Source organism: Sphingomonas sp. (assembly GCF_036731925.1).
GTDB lineage: Bacteria > Pseudomonadota > Alphaproteobacteria > Sphingomonadales > Sphingomonadaceae > Sphingomonas.
Genome location: NZ_DAINDJ010000002.1, coordinates 533,116 through 557,019, shown reverse-complemented (window position 1 = coordinate 557,019; position 23,904 = coordinate 533,116). Strand labels below are relative to the sequence as shown.

Here is a 23,904-nt window from a genome sequence, read left to right as displayed (position 1 = left end):
GCATGGTGCGCCGCGGTGGCCTCCGGCAGCCTGGCGTACATGGCAAGTTTCTTTCGCCTCGCCCTTGGTGCCGCGCTGCTGATTGCGCCGGCGGCGCATGCGGATGCACGTCCAAGCGCAAAGCTGGTGCGCTGTGCAGCGGGCGACTGCCTGCTGATCCGCGGGGAGCGCAGTTCCGTCGCAACCACGATTACGATCAACGATCATGAAGTTGCGGCAAGCGGCGGGCGCCGCTGGAAAGTCCGGGTGCCCGCGGCGGCGGTGCGCGGCTTCGCCTTGCCCTTTGCCCGCACGCTTGACGTCGCGGTGGTCGATGCAGCTGGTCGGGTAGAGCAGCGGGAAACCGTACGTCTCCCGGTGGGGCTGATGGGCCATACCACCGAGCTCGCCGCGTTGGTAGTACGCGCGCGATAATCTGTAATAACGATGGAGTCGTCTGAACGAGTATCACGAACTAATAAAGATGTAATACGTTGATGCTGCGTTGCAAAACTGCCCGTATCCAGTGATACGGAAGTTGAGTAGCGTTTCTTCGGCTTTTCGTCTTGCTGTTTGTTGTTCTTGTGACTAGATGCGCGGCACCCGCCCGGGTGAGGCGGTCTTGGTTGCAGGAGATTGCCATGAAGATGCTCGTCGCGGCCGCCGCCGCTCTCTCGATCAGTACCGCCGCCTTTGCAGCGCCCGCCGACACAGGCTTCGGCAAGCCCTCTGCAACGCTGACGCTGGCAGGGCTCGATCTCGCGACCGCCGACGGCCAGCAGCGCCTCGCCACCCGCGTCGACCAGGCAGCCCGCGCAGTGTGCGGCGAGAATCTCGCGACCATTCACCCCGAGCTCGAAGCCCGTGCGCGCCTGTGCCGTGCCGATGTAGCCGAGCAGGTTCGCACGCAGATCGAGGCGCGCGTCGCCCAGGCCGGCAAGACCCGCGGCGTACAGGTCGCATCGCTGCGCTGAACCGGCGCCTCTAGGCGACATTCCGCGGCCGCGTGTGCCCCGAAAGGGTGTGCGCGGCCGTATGCTTTTGGGCCCGCTACGTCATTCGGCCACCTGCGCGCGTATCGCTCGCATGGCTAGGCTTCGGTCAAAGAGGGGGCATCGCCCCGCTCGCGATCGGGACGAAAGCGCATGACCAAAGGGCTCGTGAACCTCCTTCCGCCGGCGACCGTGGTCGCAGTCGTCTGCTTCTGGGCCTTCGCGCCTGCTGCCGTGCTGGCGAACCCCTGGACGATCGTGATCGTGTCGGCGCTGATCACGCTGTACATCCAGGGACTCGAGTTCGTCTTCGAGCGGCACGCCGGCTGGCGGATGAACTGGCGCGAGTTCTGGACCGACCTGTTCTACGTCGTGCTCGGCTCGACGGCGATCTCCTGGGTCTCCCGCACGCTGGCCGATACGCCGCTGCTAGCGCTGAAGCAGTCGCTGGGGATCGCGACGCCTTGGGCCATGCACTGGCCGTTCCTGGCGCAGGTGGCGCTGGTGATCTTCCTGATCGAGTTCGGGCAATATTGGATGCACCGGCTGATGCACAATTCGGCACCGTTCTGGATGACCCATGCGCCGCATCACCACATCACCCAGCTCAACGCGGCCAAGGGCTATGTCGGCAATCCGATCGAGCTGTTTCTGATCAGCCTCAGCGTCGTGGCGCTGTTCGACCTGCCGCTGCCGGCGATCTTCTGCGCGGTGAGCGTGCTGGGTGTCATCTCCGGCTTCGCGCACGCCAATGTCCGCTCGGACCCGCCGATCTGGTACAGCTTTGTCTTCACCACGATCCGCCACCACAGCCTGCACCATTCGGTGCCGTATGAGGATACGCGCTGCAATTACGGCAACTCGCTGATCCTGCTCGACCGCATCTTCGGCACCTACCGGGAGGGCGAGGCCTCGGTGGTCGGCCAGGATGCGCGGCGGCGGCTGTCGATCCGCGAGCAATGGCTGTTCCCGTTCCAGCCGATCCTAGCGCGGCTGAAGCAGCGCCCGTCCGCCACCACCGACGTCGCGGCGGGCTGAGCGATGGTCTGGATGCCGATGCTCGCCATGCTGCTCGCCGCCGCGCCTGCACCCGCCGATCCGCAGCCGCAGGAGGCGCAGGTGCTCACCGTGCCGGGCTTTGCCGATTTCCTCGCGGTCGACGGCGACACCGTCTGGGTGACCAACAAGGGCCGCGTCGAGCGCTGGTCCCGTGGCGGCAAGCTCGCCGAAGTGGCGATGACGCACCCGTGCGGCGCGATGGCGATCGCCGCAGGCTCGCTCTGGGTGGCCGATTGCAAGGAGGGCGCGCTCAACCGGATCGATCTCAAGACCGCCAGGCTGCTGGCGGCGATCCCCACCGGCATCGCCAATCCGGCGGGCGAACTGAACGTCGTCGCCGGGGCCGGATCGGTCTGGGTGGCGAGCGACAATGCCGGCAAGATCGCGCGTGTCGATCCGGCGGACAACCGTGTCGTCGCTTCGATCGCGGTGGATCCGGGGACGCACTATCTCGCCTTCGGCTTCGACGCGCTCTGGGCGGTGAGCAGCGGCCAGCAGTCGCTTCAGCGGATCGATCCGGCCAGCAATCAGGTGACCGGGCGCACCAAGCTCGGCAAGCAGCCGGGGTTTCTTGCTACCGGTGAGGGCGCGGTGTGGGTGCAGGAGCAGGGCGACGGCACGCTCGCGCGGATCGATCCTGCCACGGTCGAGATATCCGGCCGGGTAAAGGTGGGCGCGGACCTTCTCTACGGCGATATCGATACGGGCGGCGGTGCGGTTTGGCTGCGTACTACCGCCGACCAGACGTTCGTGACCATCGATCCCGTCTCGCTTGCGATCCTCGGCCGCCTCGGCAAGCCGAGCGGCAGCGGCGCGCTGCGCTTCGCCGGCACCGGCGTGTGGACCAGCGCGCACGATGTTCACACGCTGTCCTGGTGGAGCCTCGCACCCGTGTCGGGCGGCGCTGGGCGGTAAGTCCGCCTGGTCGTCAAACAACGCCGCGTGCCCGTGCCAGGTGCGCGGCGTTTTCGCGTGTGTCTCCGCACGGGATTGTTGCGGTGCGGTACGTCAAACGCCCCATGGCGGCCCATCCCGTTTCCCCAAAGTCTGCAGGAACAAGCCAGCCGCACGCGATGCGGCCAGGGATCAGACCAGAAAAGGGGGCTAGGGTGGCACGATCGATTTCCCGCGCGGCGCTGTTGAGTGCAACCGTTCTCGCAAGCTTCGGCGCAACCCGTGCGGCGGCGCAGACCGAAGGCGCCGGCGCGCCGCCGTTACAGCAGACGGAGGATCAGGGCGGCAGCGGCGGCAACGAGATCATCGTTACCGGCAGCCGCCGCAGCGTCACGCTGCAGGACGCGCCGATCAACATCAGCGCGGTTTCCGAAGAGACGCTGGCGCGCCAGCGCATCGACGATGTTCGTGGGCTGGCGGCGTTCACCCCCGGCCTTACGATCGTCGACACCGGTCCGGCAAGTACCGGCAACATCATCCTGCGCGGCATCGAGTCCGGCGACACCAGCGTCAACGGATCGAACGACAATAGCGCCGTCGGCGTCTATCTTGGCGAGGTTCCGCTCTATCTTGATTTCAAGCTGATCGATATCGCGCGCGTCGAGACGCTGCTCGGGCCGCAGGGGACGCTCTACGGCCTGGGTACGCTGGCGGGCGCGGTGCGCTACATGCCCAACCGGCCGAACACCAGCCGCTTCTCGGTGGATTTGCACGGCCGCGGCTACGCGCAGTCGCACAGCAGCGATTTCGGGCGGATCGGCGACGTGACGGTCAATCTCCCGATCGTCAGCGATCACGTCGCGCTGCGGTCGGTGGTCGGCTATTACGACAATCCCGGCTTCATCGATTACAACTACATGCTGCAGCAGCCCGGTATCTCCAACGCGCAGCCGGTGCGCGGCGCGACGGCTGCGCAAGCATCGCTCGGCACACGGGCAGACTATGCGGCCAATTTCAAGCGCCAGGACGATGTCAATTTCGAGCACACCTTCACGACGCGCAACACGCTGCTGCTCGAATACAACCCGAACGTGAAGGCCTTTCTCACCTACGCGCACCAGGACACCAGGACCAACGGCCGCCAGGCGAACGGCGCGGGCGTGCTGGGCACCGGCAACTATGAGGGGCCGTGGCGCTATCTCGAGCCGTTCCACCGCAAGGCGGACCTGTATTCGGCCGAGTTCAACATCAACCTGTTCAACGTCGCGCAGCTGGTCAGCACGACGGCGTACACCGAACAGAAGATCGAGAATGTCGACGACAATACCGATCTGCTGCTCGACCTCGACTATGGCTATGAGGCGTTTCCGGCCTTTTCCTCCTTCGCCAACAATCATCGCAGCTACAAGCAGTTCAACCAGGAGGTGCGGCTGGTCTCCTCCCATGGCGGGCCGGTGAACTGGGTGATCGGCGGCTTCTACAACCGGCTGAAATATGCCAGCGATCGCCAGGAATATACGCCTGGTTTCGCCGCCTTCGCGGGCGTGAACCGGCCCGACGACCTGGAATATATCTCCTTCGTCAACACCAAGACGGTGGAGAAGGCGGTCTATGGCGAGGCGACGCTGCACGCCACCTCGGCCTGGCAGGTGACCGGCGGCCTGCGCTATTTCAAGTACGACGCGACTGCGACCGGCGGCACCGATACGCCGCTGTTCGGCGGCGGCCTCACCCGCACGCCCTATCCGCTGATCCAGTTCGCGCCCAGCCGCGTTCGCTCGGGCAGCACGGGGGACGACGGCTTCGTGTGGAAGGCGAACACCTCGTACAAGTTCAGCCCGGACCTGCTCGCCTATGCGACCTACAGCACCGGCTACCGGATCGGCGGCGTCAACCGCGTCGCGCCTTGCGTGGTGCCGCTGCCGCCGGGGCAGAATGTCTGCGCGCTGCCCAACGAGCTGGTCTACGGGCCGGACAAGACGCGCAACATGGAAATCGGTGTCCGCGCCTCGCTGTTCGACAAGCGGCTGCAGTTCACGCTTGATGCCTATCGGGTGAAATGGAACGGCGTGCAGGTGCCCAGCCAGACGGTAAACGGCGCGGTCGGCATCACCACCAACGCGGGCGCGGCGGAATCCAAGGGCATCGAATTCTCCGGGAGCTTCAGGGTAGTCCCGCGGGTCACCCTCCAGGCGACCTACTCCTATGTCGATGCGCATCTGACCGAGGATTTCGAGAAGCTGGTCGTGAGCCAGGGCCAGCGGGACGATGCCAAGGCTGGCGATCGGCTGCCGGGCTCCGCCAAGCATTCGGGCAGCGCCCAGCTGATCTACACCTATCCGCTGCCCCATGGCGGCGAGATCGAGGCGAACTGGGCCGCTACTTATACCGGCGACATCTATTCGCGCGTCGGCCTGCGCGGCAATGGCGAGGCGATCCCCGACTATATGACGCATCGTGCCTCGCTCACCTATCGCGACAAGATGTTCGAGGTGGGGCTGTTCGCCGACAACATCTTCAACAAATATGCCTACACCGCGATAAGCAACGACATCAGTTCGTACAACCAGGCGCGTACCGGCGTGGTCGAGCGCTATTACGCCCGGTCGGTGCTGACCCCGCGGCGCGTCGGCATCGATTTCCGCATCCACTACTGACCGGAGCCGCCCCCGAGCGGCGCCCGCCGGGTGCTTTCACGGGAGGCGCGCTCGCGCCTCCCGCCCCCCTTTTCCAAGGTGAAGACATGTTGAAACTGTTGGTTACGCCGCCCGCCGGTGCGCAGACGGCCGTCGAGGCGCAGGAGGGGCTGAGCGTCATGGAAATCCTCCGCGATGCCGGCTTTGAGTCGCTGCCGGCGTTCTGCGGCGGCGGATGCTCGTGCGCGACCTGCCATGTCTATGTAGACCCCGCCTTCGCCGACCTGCTGCCGCCGATCAGCGACGACGAGGACGCGCTGCTCGACGGTGCCGGGCAGCGCCGGCCGAGCTCGCGGCTTTCCTGCCAGATCGCCTTCGGCCCTGCGCTGGACGGACTGGCGGTGGAGATCGCGCCGGATCTGGGATAGGCGGCGTCAACCGCACTCAGAAGGGCAGTCGGGCGGGCTGCGGGTGTGGCGGGGGCGCCAGATAGGAGCCCAGCGCACTGTCGCACAGGCTGTAGCCGTGGTTGGCCAGCCGTGCGAATGCCTTCAGCCCCAGCGACCACAATCGCACGCTTTCGTCCTGCGCGCCGGCGACGTCCGCCGCGCTCGGCAACTGCGCGCTCGGGACGGGATAATTGGCCGCCGTGTTGCGCAGCGGCCAATAGCCCACCCGCCGCTGGTTCAGCTTCGCCAGCAGCATCAGCGGACGCTGGCGGTTGTTCTCCGCCTGGCGGTGGATCATGTTGATCACCCGCAGCAACAGGCTGAACCAGTCGCTGGGGTGGTGCGCCTCGTCGAAATGCCCGCCGGCATTGCTGACGAGCAGCGTGCCATAGCGTTTCCAGATCGGCTCCAGCCCCATATTGTCATAGATGCCGCCATCGGCGAGCAGCGCGCGCTCCAGGAACAGGCCTTCATGCTTGTCCGCGCCGGGTGTCGGGATCCAGCGCTGGCCGCGCAGGTCTATCTCGATTGGGCAGAAAAAGGGCGGGAAGGCCGAGGAGGCGGCGACGACGCGCGCCAGCGGCAAGGTGGGGTGATCGATGCGCCCCACGCGGTAGTCGGCGGCATAGGGGCGGGCGAAGCGCCAGAGCGAGTTGAGCTCGTAATTGGTCGCCAGGATCACGAAGCGCGGGGCGACGCCCGGCTTCTCCTCTGGCAGGTCCTGCAGGGTCGCGCCGTGGAACAGGTGCTTGTCATAGCCGCCCGCCACGCCGTCCGCGGCGGAGCGGAACGGCAGCAGCAGCCCGAGCAGCCCTTGCGTCACGTCCAGATTCACTTCGGTGAGGAAGGCATGCAGCGGCTGCACGATCACGGCGTCGAAGTTGGTGGCGACGCCGTTCGCGTCGAACGCGAGCTTGTGCCAGTTGCACCCCAGGAACCCGGCGGTGATCGATCCCCCGGACACGCTGGTGACCCGCGAGAGCCGGGGCAGCCATCCCAGTTCGTTCAGCCGGACGAGCGCGCCGACGTGGAAGGCGGCGGCCTTGTAGCCGCCGCCCGAAAGGGCAAGGCCGATCCCGTCCGCATCATAATCGGGCGAATTGAACAGCTGATCGACATCGCCGTCGTCGGTGCCCGCGAACTGGTCTGCCATTGCCTGCTCCTCCATGTTCTGCGTGGATCAATCGCGGCGGATCACTCCGGCTCGCCCGCATCGTCATTATGGTCCTCGATCACCACCGGGTGCTGGGCCTCGGCGGCAAGGGGGCGGTCGGCGAGGGCCTTCACCGCCGGATGGTCCGGGTTGGTGCAGTGGCCCTTTCCGTCGAACTCGGCGGCCAGCACATAGGCGGATTCCAGCGCTGAATAGCCCGGGTCCCAGTGCGAATTGTTCGGCACCTGCGAATGGCCGTAATGGCCGCCCTGCTTGTCGAAGATCGCCTGATCGCGGACATGGCCGCCCGGATCGCGCCCGTTCACCCCCGGCTTGGGTGGCCCGGCGGGCCATTTGCGCGGGATGGCGTGGGTTTCCTCCAGCCAGCGGCACAGCCGTGCGACATTGGCCAGCGCGCGCGGGTTCTTGTTCGCGCCGGCGAAGCCTACCAGTTCGATCTGCAGGGCGCTGTCGCGATTGGTTTCCGGCGTGCCCGCCGGATGGCGCAGCGCGCGGGCGGCGGTGTCGGTATCGATGTGCTGGTAGATCTTCACCGCATCGACAGTGAAGTGCGGGTCCGCCTTCTTGGTGCGGAACGCATCGAAGGCAGCCTGCGCGCCGCTGCCTTCGGTGGTGTGGTGGACGATCTTGTATGGCCCGCCGAGAAACGAGCCGGAGGTGCCGCTGATCGGCATCTGTTCGGCAAAGGGACATTTCGCCATGGCTCAGGCCTCCACGGTGCCGAGGTCCGCCTCGGCAATCATCGACACGCGATAGGCCTGCACCTTGGCGGCGAGCTGCGCGCGGATGCCGCGCAGCGCGTCCTCGGCAATCGAAAGCTGGCCCAGGCTGCGGCGCACCGAGGCACGGTTCTTGTGGATCTTGAAGAACAATATCTGCGTGATGGCCTCGTTCGCGGTGAGCCCGAACGCCGCCATCTCCGCGAGCAGCCCGTTGTCGGCGCCCTTGCGTACATAGGTGAACTGGAAGCGGCCGATCTTCTGCCGGGTGCTGCGCTTGTTGAACAGCGTGATGAAAGGCGCGCTGGTATTCATCTGGTAGAGCCCGTCGAGCACCGCCAGCACTGCCTGCGCCGCGCCTGCGATCGGGGCAAGGAAGGCGGTGATCACGCCGGTGATCGCGTGATGGACATCGAACCCGTCGCCCTGCACGTCCAGTTCCGAGGTGTCGCGCTGCTGCACCAGCCAACCCAGCTGCATCAGCCGGCGGAAATAGGCGTCGAAGAAGAGCATGGGATCGGCATCCGCGCCGACTTCCTTCAGCGCGGCGAGCTGGGCGAATAGCGCGCTGTCTGCGATCGCCTGGCGGAACTCGGCATCAACGCCGGTGCCGAACGACACCACGTCGGAACCGATGACAACCGATTGTTCCTTCCCTGCATCGAAATCCGGCAGACCGCCGCCCGTCGGGGCATCCGCGGCGAATGCCTCGATCCCCGGCAGCTCGGTCGTCGCGATAACGTCGCGCACTTCGTGAATGGTCGGCATGCAACTACCCCTTCTTGATCCTCAGAGCACACGATATTCCAGGTACAGGTCCGTCTCCTCGATCCGCTCGAAGAAGCCGGGATCGACCTGCTGCAGGTCCGGATCGGCCGCGCGCGCCCGCGGATCGTAATGGCGATCGTTGCGCAGGATCCTGCCCCTGGTGCGAGCGTGCAGTGCAGACTTCACCCGCGGATTGGGCATCTGCCAGCCGCTGCCGCCCTGGGTCTTGCCGAATGCCTCGTCGGTTGGGATCGCCGCCACCAGATCATCGCGCGTCATCATCGCCAGCCCCTTGGCATGTAGCGTCGCATTGTGGCTGCCGTGATGGCCGACCTTGTAGAAACGGGTGCGGTTGAGGATCTGCTCGGCGCTGTGTTCGGTGCCGCGTTCGTCGCGGTAGGTCCGGCTGTGCCACGACAGCCAGTTGCCGACCTGTGCGTCGGCGGCGAACAGCATCGCGCTGCCGTCAGGCAGGTCGAACGCCAGCGCCAGGCTGGTGTTGTTGGTGTCGCTGTCCAGCTTCAGCGCGAGCGGGTCGGCGGCGCCCAGCCAGTCCATGTCAACGGTGCGCCGCTTCCCTGCTTCGTCCAGCAGCTGGTCCCGCTTGCCCTGCTTGCCCGCCGCCGCAGCGCCGGCATAGCCATAATAATGCGCTGCGACCCAGGCGGCGTCTCCCTCCAGCGGGGTGCCGGCCTCGACGGCAGCGCGGATGTCGGCCACCTTCAGCGTGCGGAAGGGCGGTGCGAAGGGGGTGTCCGGGTCGGCGGGACCGTCGCCGCTCTCGGCAAAGCGTAGAATGGCGTCGCTCAGTTTCAGGTCGGCAAGGTAGGTTTCCGGCGTCTTGGCAGAGGGCTTGTCCTTGAACAGGAATTGCTCCTCGCGCGGGGGCCCGAGCACATAAGCGCGCAGGGCAGGGGCGCCGGGTCGCGCCGAGGGGGTGGACAGCACCGTTCCGGGCTCGAGAAATTGCGGCGCGGCCTTGGACTTGCGCTTCAGCGCCGCGATGATCTCCCGGCCCTGCAGGCGCTTGGCGCCGTTGCTCGAGCCCCCGCGAAAGCCCTGCAGCTCCGCGGCCAGCGACATGGCCGCCGCACCTTCGCGCTTCATCCGCGCCGCGAGCGCGTTAAGCGCAAAGCCTGCCTTGTCGAAGCGGGCGCGCAGCCGCTCCACTTGCGGATCGCCGTCCTTTTCGGTCCAGCCCATCCACAGGTTGGCGACCTGCAGCGTCTCGGCGCCGGTTGCCGGATCGGGCGCGCCGAGAAACACGTCCTGCGCCTGGGAAAAGCCGGAGATGTGGTCCCAATGCTCGTGCGTGACGACCAGCAGGTCCAGCACGCCGCCCGTGGTGCGCACGATGTCGGCGGCAACCGCCTGCATGCGCGCATCGGCCTCCGCGCTGCCGAGCAGCAGCCCGCAGTCGATCAGAATGTGCGAGGCCTGATCACCCTGCACCAGCCGGATCAGGAAACAGTCGCCGAGCATGCCCTGATAGGCTGCGCCGGGCCTCAGCGCGCGGTACATGCGGACATAGACTTCGAGCGGCGCCGCGGCCGCCGGTGCTGCACTGGCCATCACATCCCCCGGTGGATGAAGGCGAAAGGTTCGCCTGAATGGAGCGCGGCGGCGGGGCCTCCGGTCGTCTCGCCGCTGCGGAAGGCGCGTTCGCGCTCCAGCCGCTCGTCATCGTCGATCCGCTTGCGCAGGATGCGCAGCAGCCGCCCGTCGCGCAGGTCGACATGCAGCGTTGCCCCGCCGCGGAACCAGAAATCCGGGGTGGCCCAGCGGGTATCGCCGATCACCTGCTTGTCACCCCGATCGGCGGCGGCCTGCTCTTCCTTGTCGAAATAGCCGCGGCGGCGCTGGACGATCTCGGCGATCAGCATGTGCATCTCGAAGCCGTCCGGGCCGGTGCGCCGCGAAATCCGGGCCGAATGAACCTCGAACTTCGGCTGCGGCTTGCGGCGGCGATCCCCCAGGCTGCCTTCGATCGAGAGCAGCGGGCTGCAGCCGTCCTCCGGTCGATCGGCCAGCGGCATCAGGCGAAGGCCGAGCAGCCGCTCCCAATCGGCCGAGTCGGTCACCCGGCTTTCCAGCCAGTCGTGGATGGCGCGCTGGTTGTGGACGACCACTTCCATCGCGAGGTTCCGCAGGTTGCGGCGGCCGTTATCGCCCCGCGAATAGGCGGCCTCGCCCTTGTCACCGGCCTCGAAGGTCACACCGAACTTCAGGCGGCTCAGCAGGTCGGTGAACAGCATGTTCAGCGCATCGGCCGGGTCGGCCAGTGGCGCCGGCAGATCGGCCTCGGCGTGCTTGAGGATCTCCGGATAATCCTCCAGTCGCGGCGGGTCCCACAACAGGCTGTCCGGCGCCATCGAAATGCAGCCCGGCACGGTGATGCCCCAGCGCTTGAACGCTTCGACAAAGGCGATGCGGTAGCGCAGCGGATCGTCGCGGACGAGATCGGTATCGGCGGTGATGATCGCGCGCAGATACTCGCCGAACTTGACCGCTGCCGGCGGCAGATAGTCGAGCGCACGAACGCACATGCGCAGTACCTGATCCGCCGCCGTCCCCGCCTCGCTTGCCAGCCGCCCGACGAGATCGGGGCTGAGGCCGTTGCCCGGCACCAGGCCCGGCCGGGCGAGGCGCAGCAGATCCTCCGTGCGGCGCTCGTAGATGGTGACGAACGCATCGAACACCGCGGCGACCAGGAACCCGCCCCGCGCGTGCGGCTCGGTCGTATCGCCCAGCGCGCGAATGGCAGCGACGATGCTCGCCGCCGAGCCGTCGGCCGGCGTGGCGGCGCGCTCCCCCAGTGCCTCCAGCGCATAGCGCAGGGACTTGCTGCGCCCGATCGCCCGGCCGAACTGCTCGGCGAGTCCCGTCAGCAGCCCCGGCGCGCGCAGCGACCCGCCACTGGCGGCAAGCAGCTGCCGCACGACGGGAGTCATCGAGAAATGCTGGAGCAGGGCGACGATGTCGGCAAAGCCTTCGTGGAAGGCGGCGGCGTCGACGCCGCTCGGCTCGATCGAGCGCTGGCGCATGCCGTGGAGGATCGCGTGCGTGGTCTCGTGCGCAACGATGTCCTGCGAGAGGCAGGTGAACACCCAGCTCGCCTGTACGTCGGCGGCTTCCTCGTCGGGCTTGAAATAGCCGAACAGCAGCGCGCGCTTGGCCGGACTGTAATAGGCGTTCGCCTCGCGCAGCGCATGGGGATAGATTCGCAGCCGCCGGGTGAAGTTGCGCTCCACCGGAGTCAGCGTGCTGTCGCGCCACGAAAGCTGGTCGTCGCGCGCCCACAGCACCACGCGGCCCAGTGCCCGCTCGAACGCGCGGATCGTCCGCATCACCACCGCGAAGACCATCTGCTGGTGAAACTGCGGCCGCCCCTCAGACGGTTCGAGCCCGCCGTCGCGCAGCCAGGGGTCGTTGAGATCCACCGGCGCGTAGAACAGCCCCGCCGCCGGATCCACGTCGATCACCTCGACATAATCGTTGACCGGCCCCTTCTCGAGCGGCGCCTCCCAGCGCTCCTCCCAGGGAAGTTCGATGACATAGTCGTTGGCCATCGCCGTCGACAAGGTAACGGACGCCTGCGGATCGAAGGCATAGACCTTCAACCGCCGAATGGCCGGCTTCGGATAGTTCGTACCCACACGCCTCTCCCCCTTGAGAGCAGTGTTTTGCGATCAGATCGTTACGATTTTTATGGTGCGACCGTCAGGTAAAGCTTTGGCCGTGCGAAACTCCGAAAGGAGCGGCAGTAGCCAGTACGTAAAGCGAGTCGATAGACACGGCCTAGCAGTTTAGCGTGACGATGGACAGCGCGTCGCCGCCTGGCATGATCAGCCGCGCTGGTCTTCCTGCACCATGTCGATCTCGCGGACCCCGCGCAGGCGACGGGCATTGCTCACCAGTTCGCGCAGCTTCTCGCGCCGTTCGCGGGCATATTCCACGTCGCGGATCACCAGCGGGCCGCCGCGCGTTGTCTCGTCCGACGACGTGATCGTCAGCGTGCCGATGCCGGAGATCTGGTTGACGATCGAATAGTCGAGCCGCACGTCCTTCACCCGGTACAGCTCGATCTCGTCGATCGATTTGCGCACGATCCCGCGGTAGAGGACGATGCGATCCTCGGTCACTTCGTACAGCGTCGCCTTGTTGCCGATCCAGCGCACCGCCAGGATGACGAACCCGATTCCGATCAGGCACGAGGCAAGCGTGGCCCAGCCAGCGAACGAGCCCTTCAGCCAGCCCGCGGTGGAGGATTGAAAGCGATCGATCAGCTGCGCCATGCGTCCATCATAGCCGGGGCGCCGCCTACCGCAACGGCGAAGTCATCCAGCCTTGGGGGTGAGGAAGCGGACCAGTTCCTCGCGGCTCACCTTCTGGTCGCGGTTCGCATCCGCCGAGGCGAAGCTGCCATCGATCCAGCCGCGTCCCTCGGGGCTCTCCGCCTTGAAATCCGCTTCCTTCGCGGTGCGGAGTGCGGCCAGCCAGCTGCCATATTCGCCCTTGTCGAGCATGCCGTCGCCATCCGCGTCATAGCGCGCGAACTGGGTTTCGACCGGCAGCTTCGCCGGATCCGGCCGGGGGGTGGGCTGCGCGGCTTGGGCGGCGGGGGGCGGGCCTGCCGATTGCTCCGGGCTGGCCATCGGCCGGTCGGCGGGAACGGGTTGCGTGCCGGGCATGGCCTGGGTTGCGCTGGGGGACTGGCCGGTCCGCGCAGGCTGCGCCGGCAGGTCCTGCGTCGGCGCGGTGGCCTGCAGCGCGGCGGCGAACAACAGGGACGTGAGCATCGGACCTCTCCTCTGCCAGGGACAACGGCCGGGGTGCGCGTCGGTTGCCGCTTTGGCCGGTTCTTGCTAGGCGCGGCCGCGACCCGCCCGGGGCTGCCGGGCTCCCTTTTCCCGCACATGAAGGAACGCCATGGTCCCCCGTTATGCCCGCGCCGCGATGACCGACATCTGGTCGCCCGAGACGCGTTTCGCCATCTGGTTCGAGATCGAGGCGCATGCCACGCAAGCGCTCGCCGATCTTGGCGTGGTGCCGCAGAGCGCCGCTAAGGCGCTGTGGGACTGGTGGGCGACCAAGCCCGCCATCGACGTCGCCGCGATCGACGCGATCGAGGCGGTGACCAAGCATGACGTGATCGCCTTCCTTACCTGGGTGGCCGAGCAGGTGGGCGAGGAAGCCCGCTTCATGCACCAGGGCATGACCAGCTCCGACGTGCTCGACACCTGCCTTGCCGTCCAGCTCGCCCGCGCCAGCGACCTGCTGCTGGCCGATATCGACGCGCTGCTGGAGGTGCTGGAGCGACGCGCCCGCGAGCACAAGATGACGCCGACGATCGGCCGCAGCCACGGCATCCACGCCGAGCCGGTCACCTTCGGCCTCAAGCTGGCCGAGGCGCATGCCGAGTTCCAGCGCAACAAGACGCGCCTGCTCGCCGCGCGCGCTGACATCGCCACCTGCGCGATCTCCGGCGCGGTCGGCACCTTCGCCAACATCGACCCGCGGGTGGAAGAACATGTCGCCGCAAAGCTGGGCCTGTCGATCGAGCCGGTCTCGACCCAGGTGATCCCGCGCGACCGCCACGCGATGTTCTTCGCGACGTTGGGCGTGATCGCCTCGTCGATCGAGCGCCTCGCGGTGGAAATTCGCCACCTGCAGCGCACCGAAGTGCTGGAGGCGGAAGAATATTTCTCGCCCGGCCAGAAGGGCTCGTCCGCCATGCCGCACAAGCGCAACCCGGTGCTGACCGAGAACCTGACCGGCCTCGCCCGCATGGTGCGCGGCTATGTCACCCCGGCGCTGGAGAATGTCGCGCTATGGCACGAGCGCGACATCAGCCATTCCTCGGTGGAGCGCTATATCGGCCCGGACGCGACGATCACGCTCGACTTCGCGCTGGCCCGCCTCACCGGCGTGGTCGACAAGCTGCTCGTTTATCCGGTGCGGATGCAGAAGAACCTCGATCGCATGGGCGGCTTGGTCCACTCGCAGCGCGTGCTGCTGGCGCTGACCCAGGCTGGGGTGAGCCGCGAGGACGCCTATCGCCTCGTCCAGCGCAACGCGATGAAGGTGTGGGAATCGGACGGCGAGCTGTCGCTGATGGAACTGCTCAAGGCCGACGCGGAAGTCACCGCCGCGCTCAGCCGGGAAGTCATCGAGGAGAAGTTCGACCTCGGCTATCACTATCGCCACGTCGACACGATCTTCGCGCGGGTCTTCGGCGCCGCCTGAGTTGAGGCCGGTTCGGCCGTAATGGAACGCATCCGCGGCAGGCGATTTTTGTCTGCCGTGGATCGCCGTCTCACGAAACTTCCTCCCGCATGAACGCCGCGCATCGCCGATTGCGAGAGGCAACGGGTGCCGCGCATGCGCGCGTCGACACGCTGTTCAGTCGCTTCGATCTTGCGCGCCGCGACGATTATGCCGGGCTGCTCGCCGCGCATGCCGAGGCGCTGCTGCCGATCGAGGCACTGCTCGACCAGAGCGGCGCCGAGGGGATCACCGGGGATTGGCCGCAGCGGCGCCGCGCGGGCGTGATCCAGGTGGATCTCGATGCGCTCGGCATTGTGCTGGAGCCGCAACAGCCCGCGGGTGATGCATTGTCCAGCCCGGCCATGGCGGGCATGCTCTACGTGCTTGAAGGCTCACGCCTGGGCAGCCGATTCCTCGCCCGCAGCGTGCCGGACAGCTGGCCACGCGCCTATCTGGGCAGTCACCAGCCACCGCATATGTGGCCGGAATTGCTGGAAAAACTTGATGCACTCCTGTACGAGCCGGAGGCATTGGAGACTGCCGTAACTGCCGCCAACCAGACCTTCGGGCGGTTCGAGGCCGCCGGCACGAAGTGGCTGGCGAAGGTTGGTTAAGTGGACGATGGCGTTTTTCAGGTCGATCTGACCAATTGTGATCGGGAGCCGATCCACCAGCTGGGGGCGATCCAGCCATTCGGCTTCCTCATCGCTTTCTCGAGCGACTGGCTGATCAAGCGCGCCTCCGCCAATGTCGACGCGCATTTCGACATGTCCGCCGAGGACATGCTGGGCACGCCTGCCAGCGACTATCTTGAAGACGATGCGATCCACGCGCTGCGCAATCGGCTCACGCTGCTGCGCGGCGACGATGCGCTGGAACGGATCTTCGGCATCAAGGCGCTGCGCATGCGGGGCGGCGACTATGATCTCGCGCTGCACATGATCGGCGACACGATCGTCATCGAGGGCGAACCCTGCACGGCCGACGCGGCGGGGGATGCCGCGAGCACGCTGCGCGCGATGATGGGTCGGCTGGACGAGAAGGACAAGCTCGCCGACTTCTTCCGCGAAGGCGCGCGACAGGTGCGCGCGCTGACCGGCTTCGACCGGGTGATGGTCTATCGCTTCGAGCGGGACGGTTCGGGCGTGGTGGTCGCGGAAGCCGCGCGCAGCGGCATCGGCAGCTTCATGGACCTGCGCTATCCTGCCAGCGACATTCCCCAGCAGGCGCGCAAGCTCTATCTGCGCACGCCCTTCCGGATCATTGCGGATGTGCATGCGACGCCGGTGCCGATCGTGCCCCAGCGCGACGAGACCGGTGCGCCCCTGGACCTGTCGTTGTCGGTGCTGCGCTCGGTATCGCCGATCCACATCGAATATCTGAAGAACATGGGGGTGCGGGCCTCGCTCTCGATCTCGATCATCGTCGAGGGCAAGCTGTGGGGCCTGTTCGCCTGCCACCATTATGGCGGCCCGCGCTGCCCGGGCTTCGAGCGCCGTTCGATGGCCGAGCTGTTCGGGCAGATGTTCGCGCTCAAGCTGGAGAGCCGCGAACGCAAGGAACTCTCCGTCTATGAGGCGGCGGCGCGCGCGACCAGCGACCGGCTGCTCGCGGCCGTGGCGAGCGACGGCGGGCTGCTCGACGACCCCGAATGGCTGGGTAGCCGGCTGCGCGAGGTGGTGCCGTGCGACGGCATCGCGATCTGGATCGGTGGCAAGGTGGCGTTCAGCGGCATCACACCGCCGCCTTCGTCCTTTGCTGCGATCACCCGACGCTTGAACGCGATGGCGGCCGGTCGCGTGTTCGCGACGGATCATCTGGCTGAGGTCTTGCCCCAGGCGGCGGACTATGCCGATGTGGGGGCGGGGCTGCTGGCGATTCCGATCAGCCGCAGCCCACGCGACTATGTGCTGCTGTTCCGCCAGGAGCTGGTGCGCACCGTCAACTGGGCGGGCGACCCGCACAAGCCCGTCGAGCTGGGGCCGCACGGTGCCCGTCTCACGCCCCGGCAGAGCTTCGAGTTGTGGAGCCAGGAAGTCCGCGGTCGCTCGCTGCCCTTCAGCGAGGTGGAACTGCGTATTGCCGAGGTGCTGCGTGCCTCGCTGATCGAAGTCGTGCTGCGCCTGTCCGACGACGCGCAGGAAGAGCGCCAGCGCGCCTCGGAGCGGCAGGAACTGCTGATCGCCGAGCTCAATCACCGGGTGCGCAACATCCTCGGCCTGATCCGCGGGCTGGTGCGCCAGTCGCGCGCACCCGGAATGGATGCTGCCGCCTATATCCGCCTGCTCGAAGGGCGGATCGAGGCGCTTGCCCGCGCGCACGACCAGATCACCGAAGACAATTGGGCGCCCGCGCCGCTCGGCCGGCTGCTGCGGACCGAGGCGGCGGCCTATCTGGGCGACCGCTCGGGCCGTCTGGAGCAGGACGGGCCGATGGTGCTGCTGCGCCCCGCTGCCTTCTCGACCCTGGCGCTGGTGTTCCACGAACTGATGACGAACTCGGCCAAATATGGTGCGCTGTCGGACAGTGGGACCGTCTCGGTTCGGTGGTGGCTCGATCCCGAGGGCGACTGCCGGGTCGAATGGCGCGAGCGCGGCGGACCGGTGGTCCAGCCGCCGACACGGCAGGGCTTCGGCACGACGATCATTCAGCGGTCGGTGCCCTACGATCTCGGCGGCAAGGCGACCGTGCGCTATCCGCTGACGGGGCTGGAAGCGGAATTCTGTATCCCGGCGCGGCACGTGGTGCTCGACGGTGCGGCAGCGGAAAAGCACGCGCGCGATGTGGAGGGGCCGGTGATGCTGCCCGCCAGTGGGGAACTGCGGCCCGTGCTGCAGGGGCCGGTGCTGCTGGTCGAGGACAGCCTGATCATCGCCATGGACGCGGAGGACATCCTGCTCCGTCTCGGCGCCGACCGGGTAGCGACTGCGGCGTCCATCGGCAGCGCGCTAGAGGAAATCGGCACGGAGCGTTTCGACGTGGCGATCCTGGACGTGAATCTGGGGGCCGAAAACAGCCTGCCGATCGCGGATCGACTCCGCGCAGAAGGCGTACCCTACGCCTTTGCGACGGGCTATGGCGAACAACTCCAGCTTGGCGAGGATCACGCCGGCGTACCCGTGCTGCAAAAGCCCTATACCGCCGTGAACATGGCGCGGATGCTGGAAGAGTTGTTGGGGCGCTAGGCGGGGCGAGCCGGTGGACGCACTCAGCGACCCTTGGGCAGCTTGATCCCCAGCAACACCAGCCGTTCGCCGGTGATCCCGAACCAGTGCGGCACGCCGGCCGGCACCAGGATCACGTCGCCAGGTGCAAGCGCGCGGGTTGTGCCGCCCTCGATCCGGCTGCCTTCGACCAGGGTGGGGTTGCGGACCTCCTGATCGGGCATGGTGCCGCCGGAGACGAGCGTTCCCGCGCCTTCCAGCACGATCGCATATTCGGCCTGGTCCGGGTGCACGGCGGGTTTTCCCGGCTTCTTCCAGATCTCGATCGCCGCGATATTGGCACCGTCTCGCACCAGCGGCTTCCAGGCAAAGCCCTGGCCCGGCTTCATCTCCGCCAGCATCGCGCGCAGCTGCGCTTGTACGGCGGGGCCGCTGGCGACCACGGCAGGATCGGTCATGGTCTGGGCCAGCACCGGTGCGGCGCTGATCAGACATGCGGGCGCGAGCGCGAGGAGGCGAGCGACAATCTTCACGGCTTCATTCTCCCTGTGGGGAGCGCAACCATGGCAGAGGTCCGGCACCACCGAAAGCACGCGGGGGTCGTAGGCCGGTCACCCGCGCCAGCGCAGCCGCTCCACCAGCAGGGCAAAGGCCGGGGTGGGCTGGCGGCGGCTCGGGTAATAGAGGTGATAGCCGGCGAACGGGGGCGAAAAGCGGGTCAGCACCGCCTCCAGCGCGCCGCTGTCCAGATGCGGCTGCACCGCCGCGTCGGGCAGGCAGGCGATGCCGAAGCCGTCCAGTGCGGCCTGCAGCACCGGGAAGACGGAGGAGAAGGTGAGGCCCCCCTCCACCCGGACTCGGCGCTCGCGACCATTCTCCTCGAACTCCCAGGCATATAGCCCGCCATAGGTGGGCAGGCGCAGGTTGATGCAGGCGTGATCCGTCAGGTTCTCGACCGCCGACGGACGTCCGCAGCGATCCAGATAGGCGGGGGAAGCGACCGCCAGCATGCGCGCATCGGGCCCGATCGGCACCGCCACCATGTCCTTGGCCACGATGTCGCCGAAGCGGACGCCCGCATCGAAGCGCTCGGCAACGATGTCGGTGAGGCGATAGTCGGTATCGATTTCCACGCGAATGTCCGGAAACGCGCGCAGGATGGGCGCCAGCCTTGGCCAGAGCGTGGTCTTCAGCGACAGCTCGTCGGCACTGATCCGGACCAACCCGGCGGGCTTGTCGCGCAGCGCGCTGAGCGCCGCCACCTCGGCCTCGATCTCGTCCAGCCTGGGGCCGAGGGTGGCAAACAGCCGTTCGCCCGCTTCGGTGAGGCTGACGCTGCGCGTGGTGCGGTGGAGCAGCCGCAGCCCCAGCCGCTCCTCCAGTCCGCGCATGGCGTGGCTGAGCGCGGAAGGCGTGACGCCGCTCTGCGCGGCGGCGCGGGTGAAGCTGCGCTGGCGGGCAACCGCAAGGAACGCGGCGAGTTCGGAAAGCTGCTGGCGATTCATTGCTGAACTCTATTCAACACTGCATGCAGCTTCCAGTGGCTACCCCTCTGGTGGCGCGGCCTCCATCTAACGGCATGAGGGGCCGCTCGGTCCTGCGTCAACCACCACCACCCAAGGAGACCAAGCATGGCTACCAAGGCCTTTGGCGCGTACGCCGCCGACAAGCCGCTCGAAGCGATGGAGATCGAGCGCCGTGCACCCGGCGCACACGACGTCCAGATCGACATCGCCTATTGCGGCGTCTGCCACTCGGACCTCCACCAGGTCCGTTCCGAGTGGGAAGGCACGCTTTATCCGTGCGTGCCCGGCCATGAGATCGTCGGGCGCGTGAGCGCAGTGGGCGAGCATGTCTCCAAGTTCGCGGTCGGCGATCTGGTCGGTGTCGGCTGCATGGTCGACAGCTGCCAGCATTGCGCCTCGTGCGACGAGGGGCTGGAGCAATATTGCGAGAACGGCTTTGTCGGTACCTATAACGGCCCGACGCAGGATGCGCCCGGCCACACGCTGGGTGGATATTCGCAGCAAATCGTCGTCAGCGACAAGTTCGTGCTGAAGGTTGGGCATGGCGAGGAGCAGCTTGCCGCCGTCGCGCCGCTGCTCTGCGCGGGCATCACCACCTGGTCGCCGCTGCGCCACTGGCAGGTTGGCCCGGGCAAGAAGGTCGGCATCGTCGGCATCGGCGGGCTCGGCCATATGGGCGTGAAGCTGGCGCACGCGCTCGGCGCCCATGTCGTTGCGTTCACCACTTCCGAGAGCAAGCGCGCCGATGCGCATGCGCTGGGTGCCGACGAAGTCGTCGTCTCGCGCGACGCCGAGGCGATGGCGGCGCATGCGAACAGCTTCGACTTCATCCTCGACACGGTGGCCGCGAGCCACAATCTCGATGCGTTCACCACCCTGCTGAAGCGCGACGGCACGCTGACGCTGGTGGGTGTGCCCGAGCATGCGCACCCCTCCCCGAACGTCGCGGCGCTGATCTTCAAGCGGCGCTCGATCGCCGGCTCGCTGATCGGCGGCATCGCCGAGACGCAGGAGATGCTCGATTTCTGCGCCGAGAAGGGCATCGTCGCAGACATCGAGATGATCCGCGCCGACGAGATCGAGGCCGCCTATGCGCGCATGCTGAAGAGCGACGTGAAGTACCGCTTCGTCATCGACATTGCGTCGATGGGCTGAGGCACGCGGGGGCGGCAAATCGCTGCCCCCGCATTTCGCTTTTCGCCGCAGGCGCCTACATCGCGGTGATGCATCTTCGCGCCGAGGCCATTCTGCTCAGTATTCGCGCGCACGGCGAACATGGTGCGATAGTGCGGGCGCTCACGGAAAGCGACGGCGTCCAGCCAGGCTATGTGCGCGGCGGGCGATCGCGCGCGCTGCGGCCGGTGCTGCAACCGGCAAACCTGATCCTGGGCGAATGGCGCGCGCGGACGGAGGAGCAACTGGCCGGCCTCACCGTGGAGCTGCTCCACAGCCGGGCACCGATGTTCGGCGAGCCCCTGCCTGCCGCCGCATTGGCCTGGGTGACGGCGCTCACCGCGGCGACGCTGCCCGAAGGCCTGCCCTATCCCCGGCTCCATGCAGCGCTCGGCGGCGTGCTCGACGCGATCGAGGCCGCCCCCGCGGCGCGAGGCTGGGCGGTGGCGCTGGTCCGCTACGAGCTGCTGCTGCTCGCCGAGCTGGGCTTTGGTCTCGATCTGGAACGCTGCGCGGCGACGGGGGGTAGCGACGATCTCGCCTATGTCAGCCCCAAGAGCGGCATCGCGGTGAGCCGGGCAGGGGCGACCGGCTATGAATCGCGGCTGCTCGCTCTGCCCGCTTTCCTCACCGAAGGCGGCGCGGCGGATTGGGAAGACATCCTCGCCGGGCTTCGCCTCACCGGCCACTTCCTGGCGCGCGATCTGCTGATCGGGCGGGGGGCGGAACTGATGGCCGCGCGAGAGCGGCTGGCGGACCGCTTGTTGCGAGCGGTTGCATAAGCGGCCCGGGGGCGGCTAAGCGGCGGCCATACCAGCTGCTGCTTGCGTGGGGATCGGAATGCCGTTGATTGCTGTTCTGCCGGGTGACGGGATCGGCCCCGAGGTGACTCGCGAGGCGCGCCGCGTTCTCGAGGCGATGAATCTCGGTCTCAGCTTCGAGGAAGCGCCGGTCGGCGGCGCTGGCTATCTTGCCTCCGGTCATCCGCTGCCCGAAGCAACGCTGGCGCTCGCCAAGCGCGCCGATGCGGTGCTGTTCGGCGCGATCGGCGATCCGCGGTTCGAGAAGCTGGAGCGCGGGCTGCGACCGGAAGCCGCGCTGCTCGGCATCCGCCAGGCGCTGGGCCTGTTCGCCAACCTTCGTCCCGCCACGCTGTTCCCGGCGCTCGGCGATGCCTCGCCGCTCAAGCCCGAGGTGGTGAACGGCCTCGACATCGTCATCGTCCGCGAACTGATCGGCGACGTCTATTTCGGCGAGAAGGGACATCGCACCACGCCCGAAGGCCTGCGCCAGGGCTATGACGTGATGAGCTATAACGAGCAGGAAGTGGCGCGAATCGCCCGCGTCGGCTTCGAAATGGCCAAGCGCCGCCGCAAGAAGCTCTGCTCGGTCGACAAGGCGAATGTGCTGGAGACCTCGCAGCTGTGGCGCGACGTCGTCACCGCGATGGCGTCCGAATATCCCGACGTCGAGCTGACCCACATGTACGTCGACAACGCGGCGATGCAGCTGGTGCGCGCGCCGGCGACGTTCGACGTGATCGTCACCGGCAACCTGTTCGGCGACATTCTTTCCGACCAGGCGAGCATGTGCGCCGGATCGATCGGCATGCTCCCCTCGGCCTCGCTCGCGGCCTGGTCTGGCGCGAACGGCATGTACGAGCCGATCCACGGCAGCGCGCCGGACATTGCCGGGCAGGGCAAGGCGAACCCTTGCGCCGCCATCCTTTCCGCGGCCATGCTGCTGCGGCACTCGCTGGCCGACGAAGCCTCGGCGCAACGGATTGAAAAAGCGGTTGCCGCCGCGCTCGCCAAGGGCGCGCGGACGGCCGATCTCGGGGGCACCCTTTCGACTGCCGCGATGGGGGACGCGGTGCTGCTGGAGCTTCAGTGAGCGACATCCTGCTCGAACTCGCGGTCGTTATCCCCACGTTCAACGAACGCGCCAATGTTCCCCTGCTGATCGCCAAGCTGGACGCGGCGCTTGCCGGCCGCGCCTGGGAAGCGATCTTCGTCGACGACGACAGCCCGGACGGCACGTCGGACGCCGCGCGCGAGATCGCCCGCCGCGATCCGCGGGTGCGCGTGATCCAGCGGATCGGGCGTCGCGGCCTCTCGTCGGCGTGCATCGAAGGGATGTGCGCGACGGCGGCGCCGCACGTCGCGGTGATCGACGGTGACCTCCAGCATGACGAGATGCTGCTGCCCAAGATGCTTGACGCGCTGCAGGCCGACGGCGCGCTCGACGTGGTGATCGGCTCACGCTTCTGCGAAGGCGGCGGCACCGGCGAGTGGGACAGCGAGCGCGTCGCCAAGTCCGCCTTCGCGACCAGGCTGTCGCGCCAGGTGCTCAAGGCCGATCTGACCGATCCGATGAGCGGTTTCTTCATGATCCGCAGCGAAATCGTTCGCGGGCTGGTGCCGGTGCTTTCCGGTATCGGATTCAAGATCCTGCTCGACATCATGACGGCGAGCCCGAAGCCGCTGCGGTTCCTGGAACTGCCCTATACCTTCCGCGTCCGGACGGAGGGGGAGAGCAAGCTCGATCACGTCGTTGCGATGGAATATCTGATCGCGCTGTACGACCGTATGTTCGGCAAGATCGTTCCGGTGCGTTTCGCGATGTTCTCCGTCATCGGTGCGATGGGTGCCGCCGTGCATCTCGGCGTGCTGTTCCTGCTGTTTCGCCTGGCAAGCCTGCCGTTCGTGACGGGGACCATCATCGCCACGATGGTGGCAATGACGTTCAACTTCCTGCTCAACAATGCGCTGACCTATCGCGAGCGCCGGCTGAAGGGCGTGCGCCCGCTGCTGGCAGGCTGGCTGAGCTTCTGCCTGGTCTGCGCAGTAGGGGCAGCGGCCAATGTCGGGCTCGCGGCCTTCCTCCACAATGTCCAGCACGGCGACTGGCGGCTCTCTGCGCTGGCGGGGATTGCGGTGGCCGCAGTGTGGAATTTCGCACTGTCGTCGCGGTTCGTGTGGGGGCGGTACTAGCTGGCGGCAAAAGCCCCTCCTCCTGGGAGGAGGGGTTGGGGGTGGAGGGATTCCAGAACCCTGGTTGGTCTCGGTGAGACACAGCCCCACCCCAACCCCTCCCCTGAAGGG

The 23,904-nt window shown here is 67.2% G+C and carries 22 protein-coding genes; 13 read left to right on the top strand and 9 right to left on the bottom strand.

The genetic code is table 11. The features are described 5' to 3' along the window. Positions 1–39: 39 nt before the first annotated feature. The 6 genes from V7E00_RS12140 (at position 40) to V7E00_RS12115 (ending at position 5,988) form a co-directional block, all read left to right on the top strand. The gene (locus V7E00_RS12140) at positions 40–414 is read left to right on the top strand and encodes a hypothetical protein (protein ID WP_333572905.1); all 375 of its coding nucleotides are present in this window, start codon (positions 40–42) and stop codon (positions 412–414) included. Positions 415–620: 206 nt separating this feature from the next. Next, on the top strand, positions 621–953 hold the full coding sequence (locus V7E00_RS12135) for a UrcA family protein (protein WP_333572904.1): 333 nt from the start codon (positions 621–623) through the stop codon (positions 951–953). A 171-nt stretch (positions 954–1,124) separates the two neighbouring features. Continuing rightward, entirely contained in the window at positions 1,125–2,009 is an 885-nt protein-coding gene (locus V7E00_RS12130) for a sterol desaturase family protein (RefSeq protein WP_333572903.1), read from the top strand. Between the two features lie 18 nt (positions 2,010–2,027). Further along, entirely contained in the window at positions 2,028–2,945 is a 918-nt protein-coding gene (locus tag V7E00_RS12125; RefSeq protein ID WP_333573856.1) for a Vgb family protein, read from the top strand. Between the two features lie 194 nt (positions 2,946–3,139). After that, complete coding sequence (locus tag V7E00_RS12120; RefSeq protein ID WP_333572902.1) at positions 3,140–5,581, top strand: TonB-dependent receptor; 2,442 nt, start codon at positions 3,140–3,142, stop codon at positions 5,579–5,581. A gap of 86 nt (positions 5,582–5,667) precedes the next feature. Next, a complete protein-coding gene (locus V7E00_RS12115; protein ID WP_333572901.1) occupies positions 5,668–5,988 on the top strand; it encodes a 2Fe-2S iron-sulfur cluster-binding protein in 321 nt (106 codons plus the stop codon). 16 nt (positions 5,989–6,004) lie between these two features. On the opposite strand, the gene V7E00_RS12110 is transcribed toward V7E00_RS12115, so the two are convergent. From V7E00_RS12110 to V7E00_RS12080, 7 genes are all read right to left on the bottom strand, one after another. Next, positions 6,005–7,162, bottom strand: coding sequence for a patatin-like phospholipase family protein (locus V7E00_RS12110; protein ID WP_333572900.1), 1,158 nt, complete (start codon positions 7,160–7,162; stop codon positions 6,005–6,007). Positions 7,163–7,203: 41 nt separating this feature from the next. Beyond that, the gene (locus tag V7E00_RS12105) at positions 7,204–7,884 is read right to left on the bottom strand and encodes a peptidoglycan recognition protein family protein (protein ID WP_333572899.1); all 681 of its coding nucleotides are present in this window, start codon (positions 7,882–7,884) and stop codon (positions 7,204–7,206) included. Between the two features lie 3 nt (positions 7,885–7,887). Further along, positions 7,888–8,670, bottom strand: coding sequence for a hypothetical protein (locus V7E00_RS12100; protein WP_333572898.1), 783 nt, complete (start codon positions 8,668–8,670; stop codon positions 7,888–7,890). 21 nt (positions 8,671–8,691) lie between these two features. After that, entirely contained in the window at positions 8,692–10,242 is a 1,551-nt protein-coding gene (locus tag V7E00_RS12095; RefSeq protein ID WP_333572897.1) for an MBL fold metallo-hydrolase, read from the bottom strand. Further along, entirely contained in the window at positions 10,242–12,326 is a 2,085-nt protein-coding gene (locus V7E00_RS12090; protein ID WP_333572896.1) for a hypothetical protein, read from the bottom strand. The genes V7E00_RS12095 and V7E00_RS12090 overlap by 1 nt, the downstream gene beginning before the upstream one ends. 189 nt (positions 12,327–12,515) lie before the next feature. Beyond that, on the bottom strand, positions 12,516–12,965 hold the full coding sequence (locus V7E00_RS12085) for a PH domain-containing protein (protein WP_333572895.1): 450 nt from the start codon (positions 12,963–12,965) through the stop codon (positions 12,516–12,518). Positions 12,966–13,007: 42 nt separating this feature from the next. Beyond that, entirely contained in the window at positions 13,008–13,469 is a 462-nt protein-coding gene (locus V7E00_RS12080; RefSeq protein ID WP_333572894.1) for an EF-hand domain-containing protein, read from the bottom strand. 130 nt (positions 13,470–13,599) lie between these two features. Here V7E00_RS12080 and purB point away from each other — a divergent pair, with 130 nt between their 5' ends. The 3 genes from purB (at position 13,600) to V7E00_RS12065 (ending at position 18,122) form a co-directional block, all read left to right on the top strand. Further along, on the top strand, positions 13,600–14,916 hold the full coding sequence (gene purB / locus V7E00_RS12075; protein WP_333572893.1) for an adenylosuccinate lyase: 1,317 nt from the start codon (positions 13,600–13,602) through the stop codon (positions 14,914–14,916). A gap of 89 nt (positions 14,917–15,005) precedes the next feature. Then, positions 15,006–15,551 carry a biliverdin-producing heme oxygenase gene (locus V7E00_RS12070; protein ID WP_333572892.1) on the top strand — a complete coding sequence of 182 codons (546 nt, stop codon included), beginning with the start codon at positions 15,006–15,008 and terminating at the stop codon, positions 15,549–15,551. Then, positions 15,552–18,122, top strand: a complete 2,571-nt coding sequence (locus tag V7E00_RS12065) for an HWE histidine kinase domain-containing protein (RefSeq protein WP_333572891.1) — start codon at positions 15,552–15,554, stop codon at positions 18,120–18,122. It abuts the gene before it with no gap. Positions 18,123–18,145: 23 nt separating this feature from the next. On the opposite strand, the gene V7E00_RS12060 is transcribed toward V7E00_RS12065, so the two are convergent. Further along, positions 18,146–18,634, bottom strand: coding sequence for a cupin domain-containing protein (locus V7E00_RS12060; protein WP_333572890.1), 489 nt, complete (start codon positions 18,632–18,634; stop codon positions 18,146–18,148). A 78-nt stretch (positions 18,635–18,712) separates the two neighbouring features. Then, entirely contained in the window at positions 18,713–19,606 is an 894-nt protein-coding gene (locus V7E00_RS12055) for a LysR family transcriptional regulator (RefSeq protein WP_333572889.1), read from the bottom strand. 126 nt (positions 19,607–19,732) lie between these two features. Here V7E00_RS12055 and V7E00_RS12050 point away from each other — a divergent pair, with 126 nt between their 5' ends. The 4 genes from V7E00_RS12050 (at position 19,733) to V7E00_RS12035 (ending at position 23,793) form a co-directional block, all read left to right on the top strand. Further along, positions 19,733–20,782 (top strand): NAD(P)-dependent alcohol dehydrogenase, encoded by a 1,050-nt coding sequence (locus tag V7E00_RS12050; protein ID WP_333572888.1) that lies wholly within the window; start codon positions 19,733–19,735, stop codon positions 20,780–20,782. A 68-nt stretch (positions 20,783–20,850) separates the two neighbouring features. Further along, the gene (gene recO / locus V7E00_RS12045) at positions 20,851–21,582 is read left to right on the top strand and encodes a DNA repair protein RecO (protein WP_333572887.1); all 732 of its coding nucleotides are present in this window, start codon (positions 20,851–20,853) and stop codon (positions 21,580–21,582) included. 58 nt (positions 21,583–21,640) lie between these two features. Then, entirely contained in the window at positions 21,641–22,693 is a 1,053-nt protein-coding gene (gene leuB, locus V7E00_RS12040; protein WP_333572886.1) for a 3-isopropylmalate dehydrogenase, read from the top strand. Next, positions 22,690–23,793, top strand: coding sequence for a glycosyltransferase family 2 protein (locus V7E00_RS12035; RefSeq protein WP_333572885.1), 1,104 nt, complete (start codon positions 22,690–22,692; stop codon positions 23,791–23,793). Before leuB ends, V7E00_RS12035 begins: the two co-directional genes overlap by 4 nt. Positions 23,794–23,904: the final 111 nt, after the last annotated feature.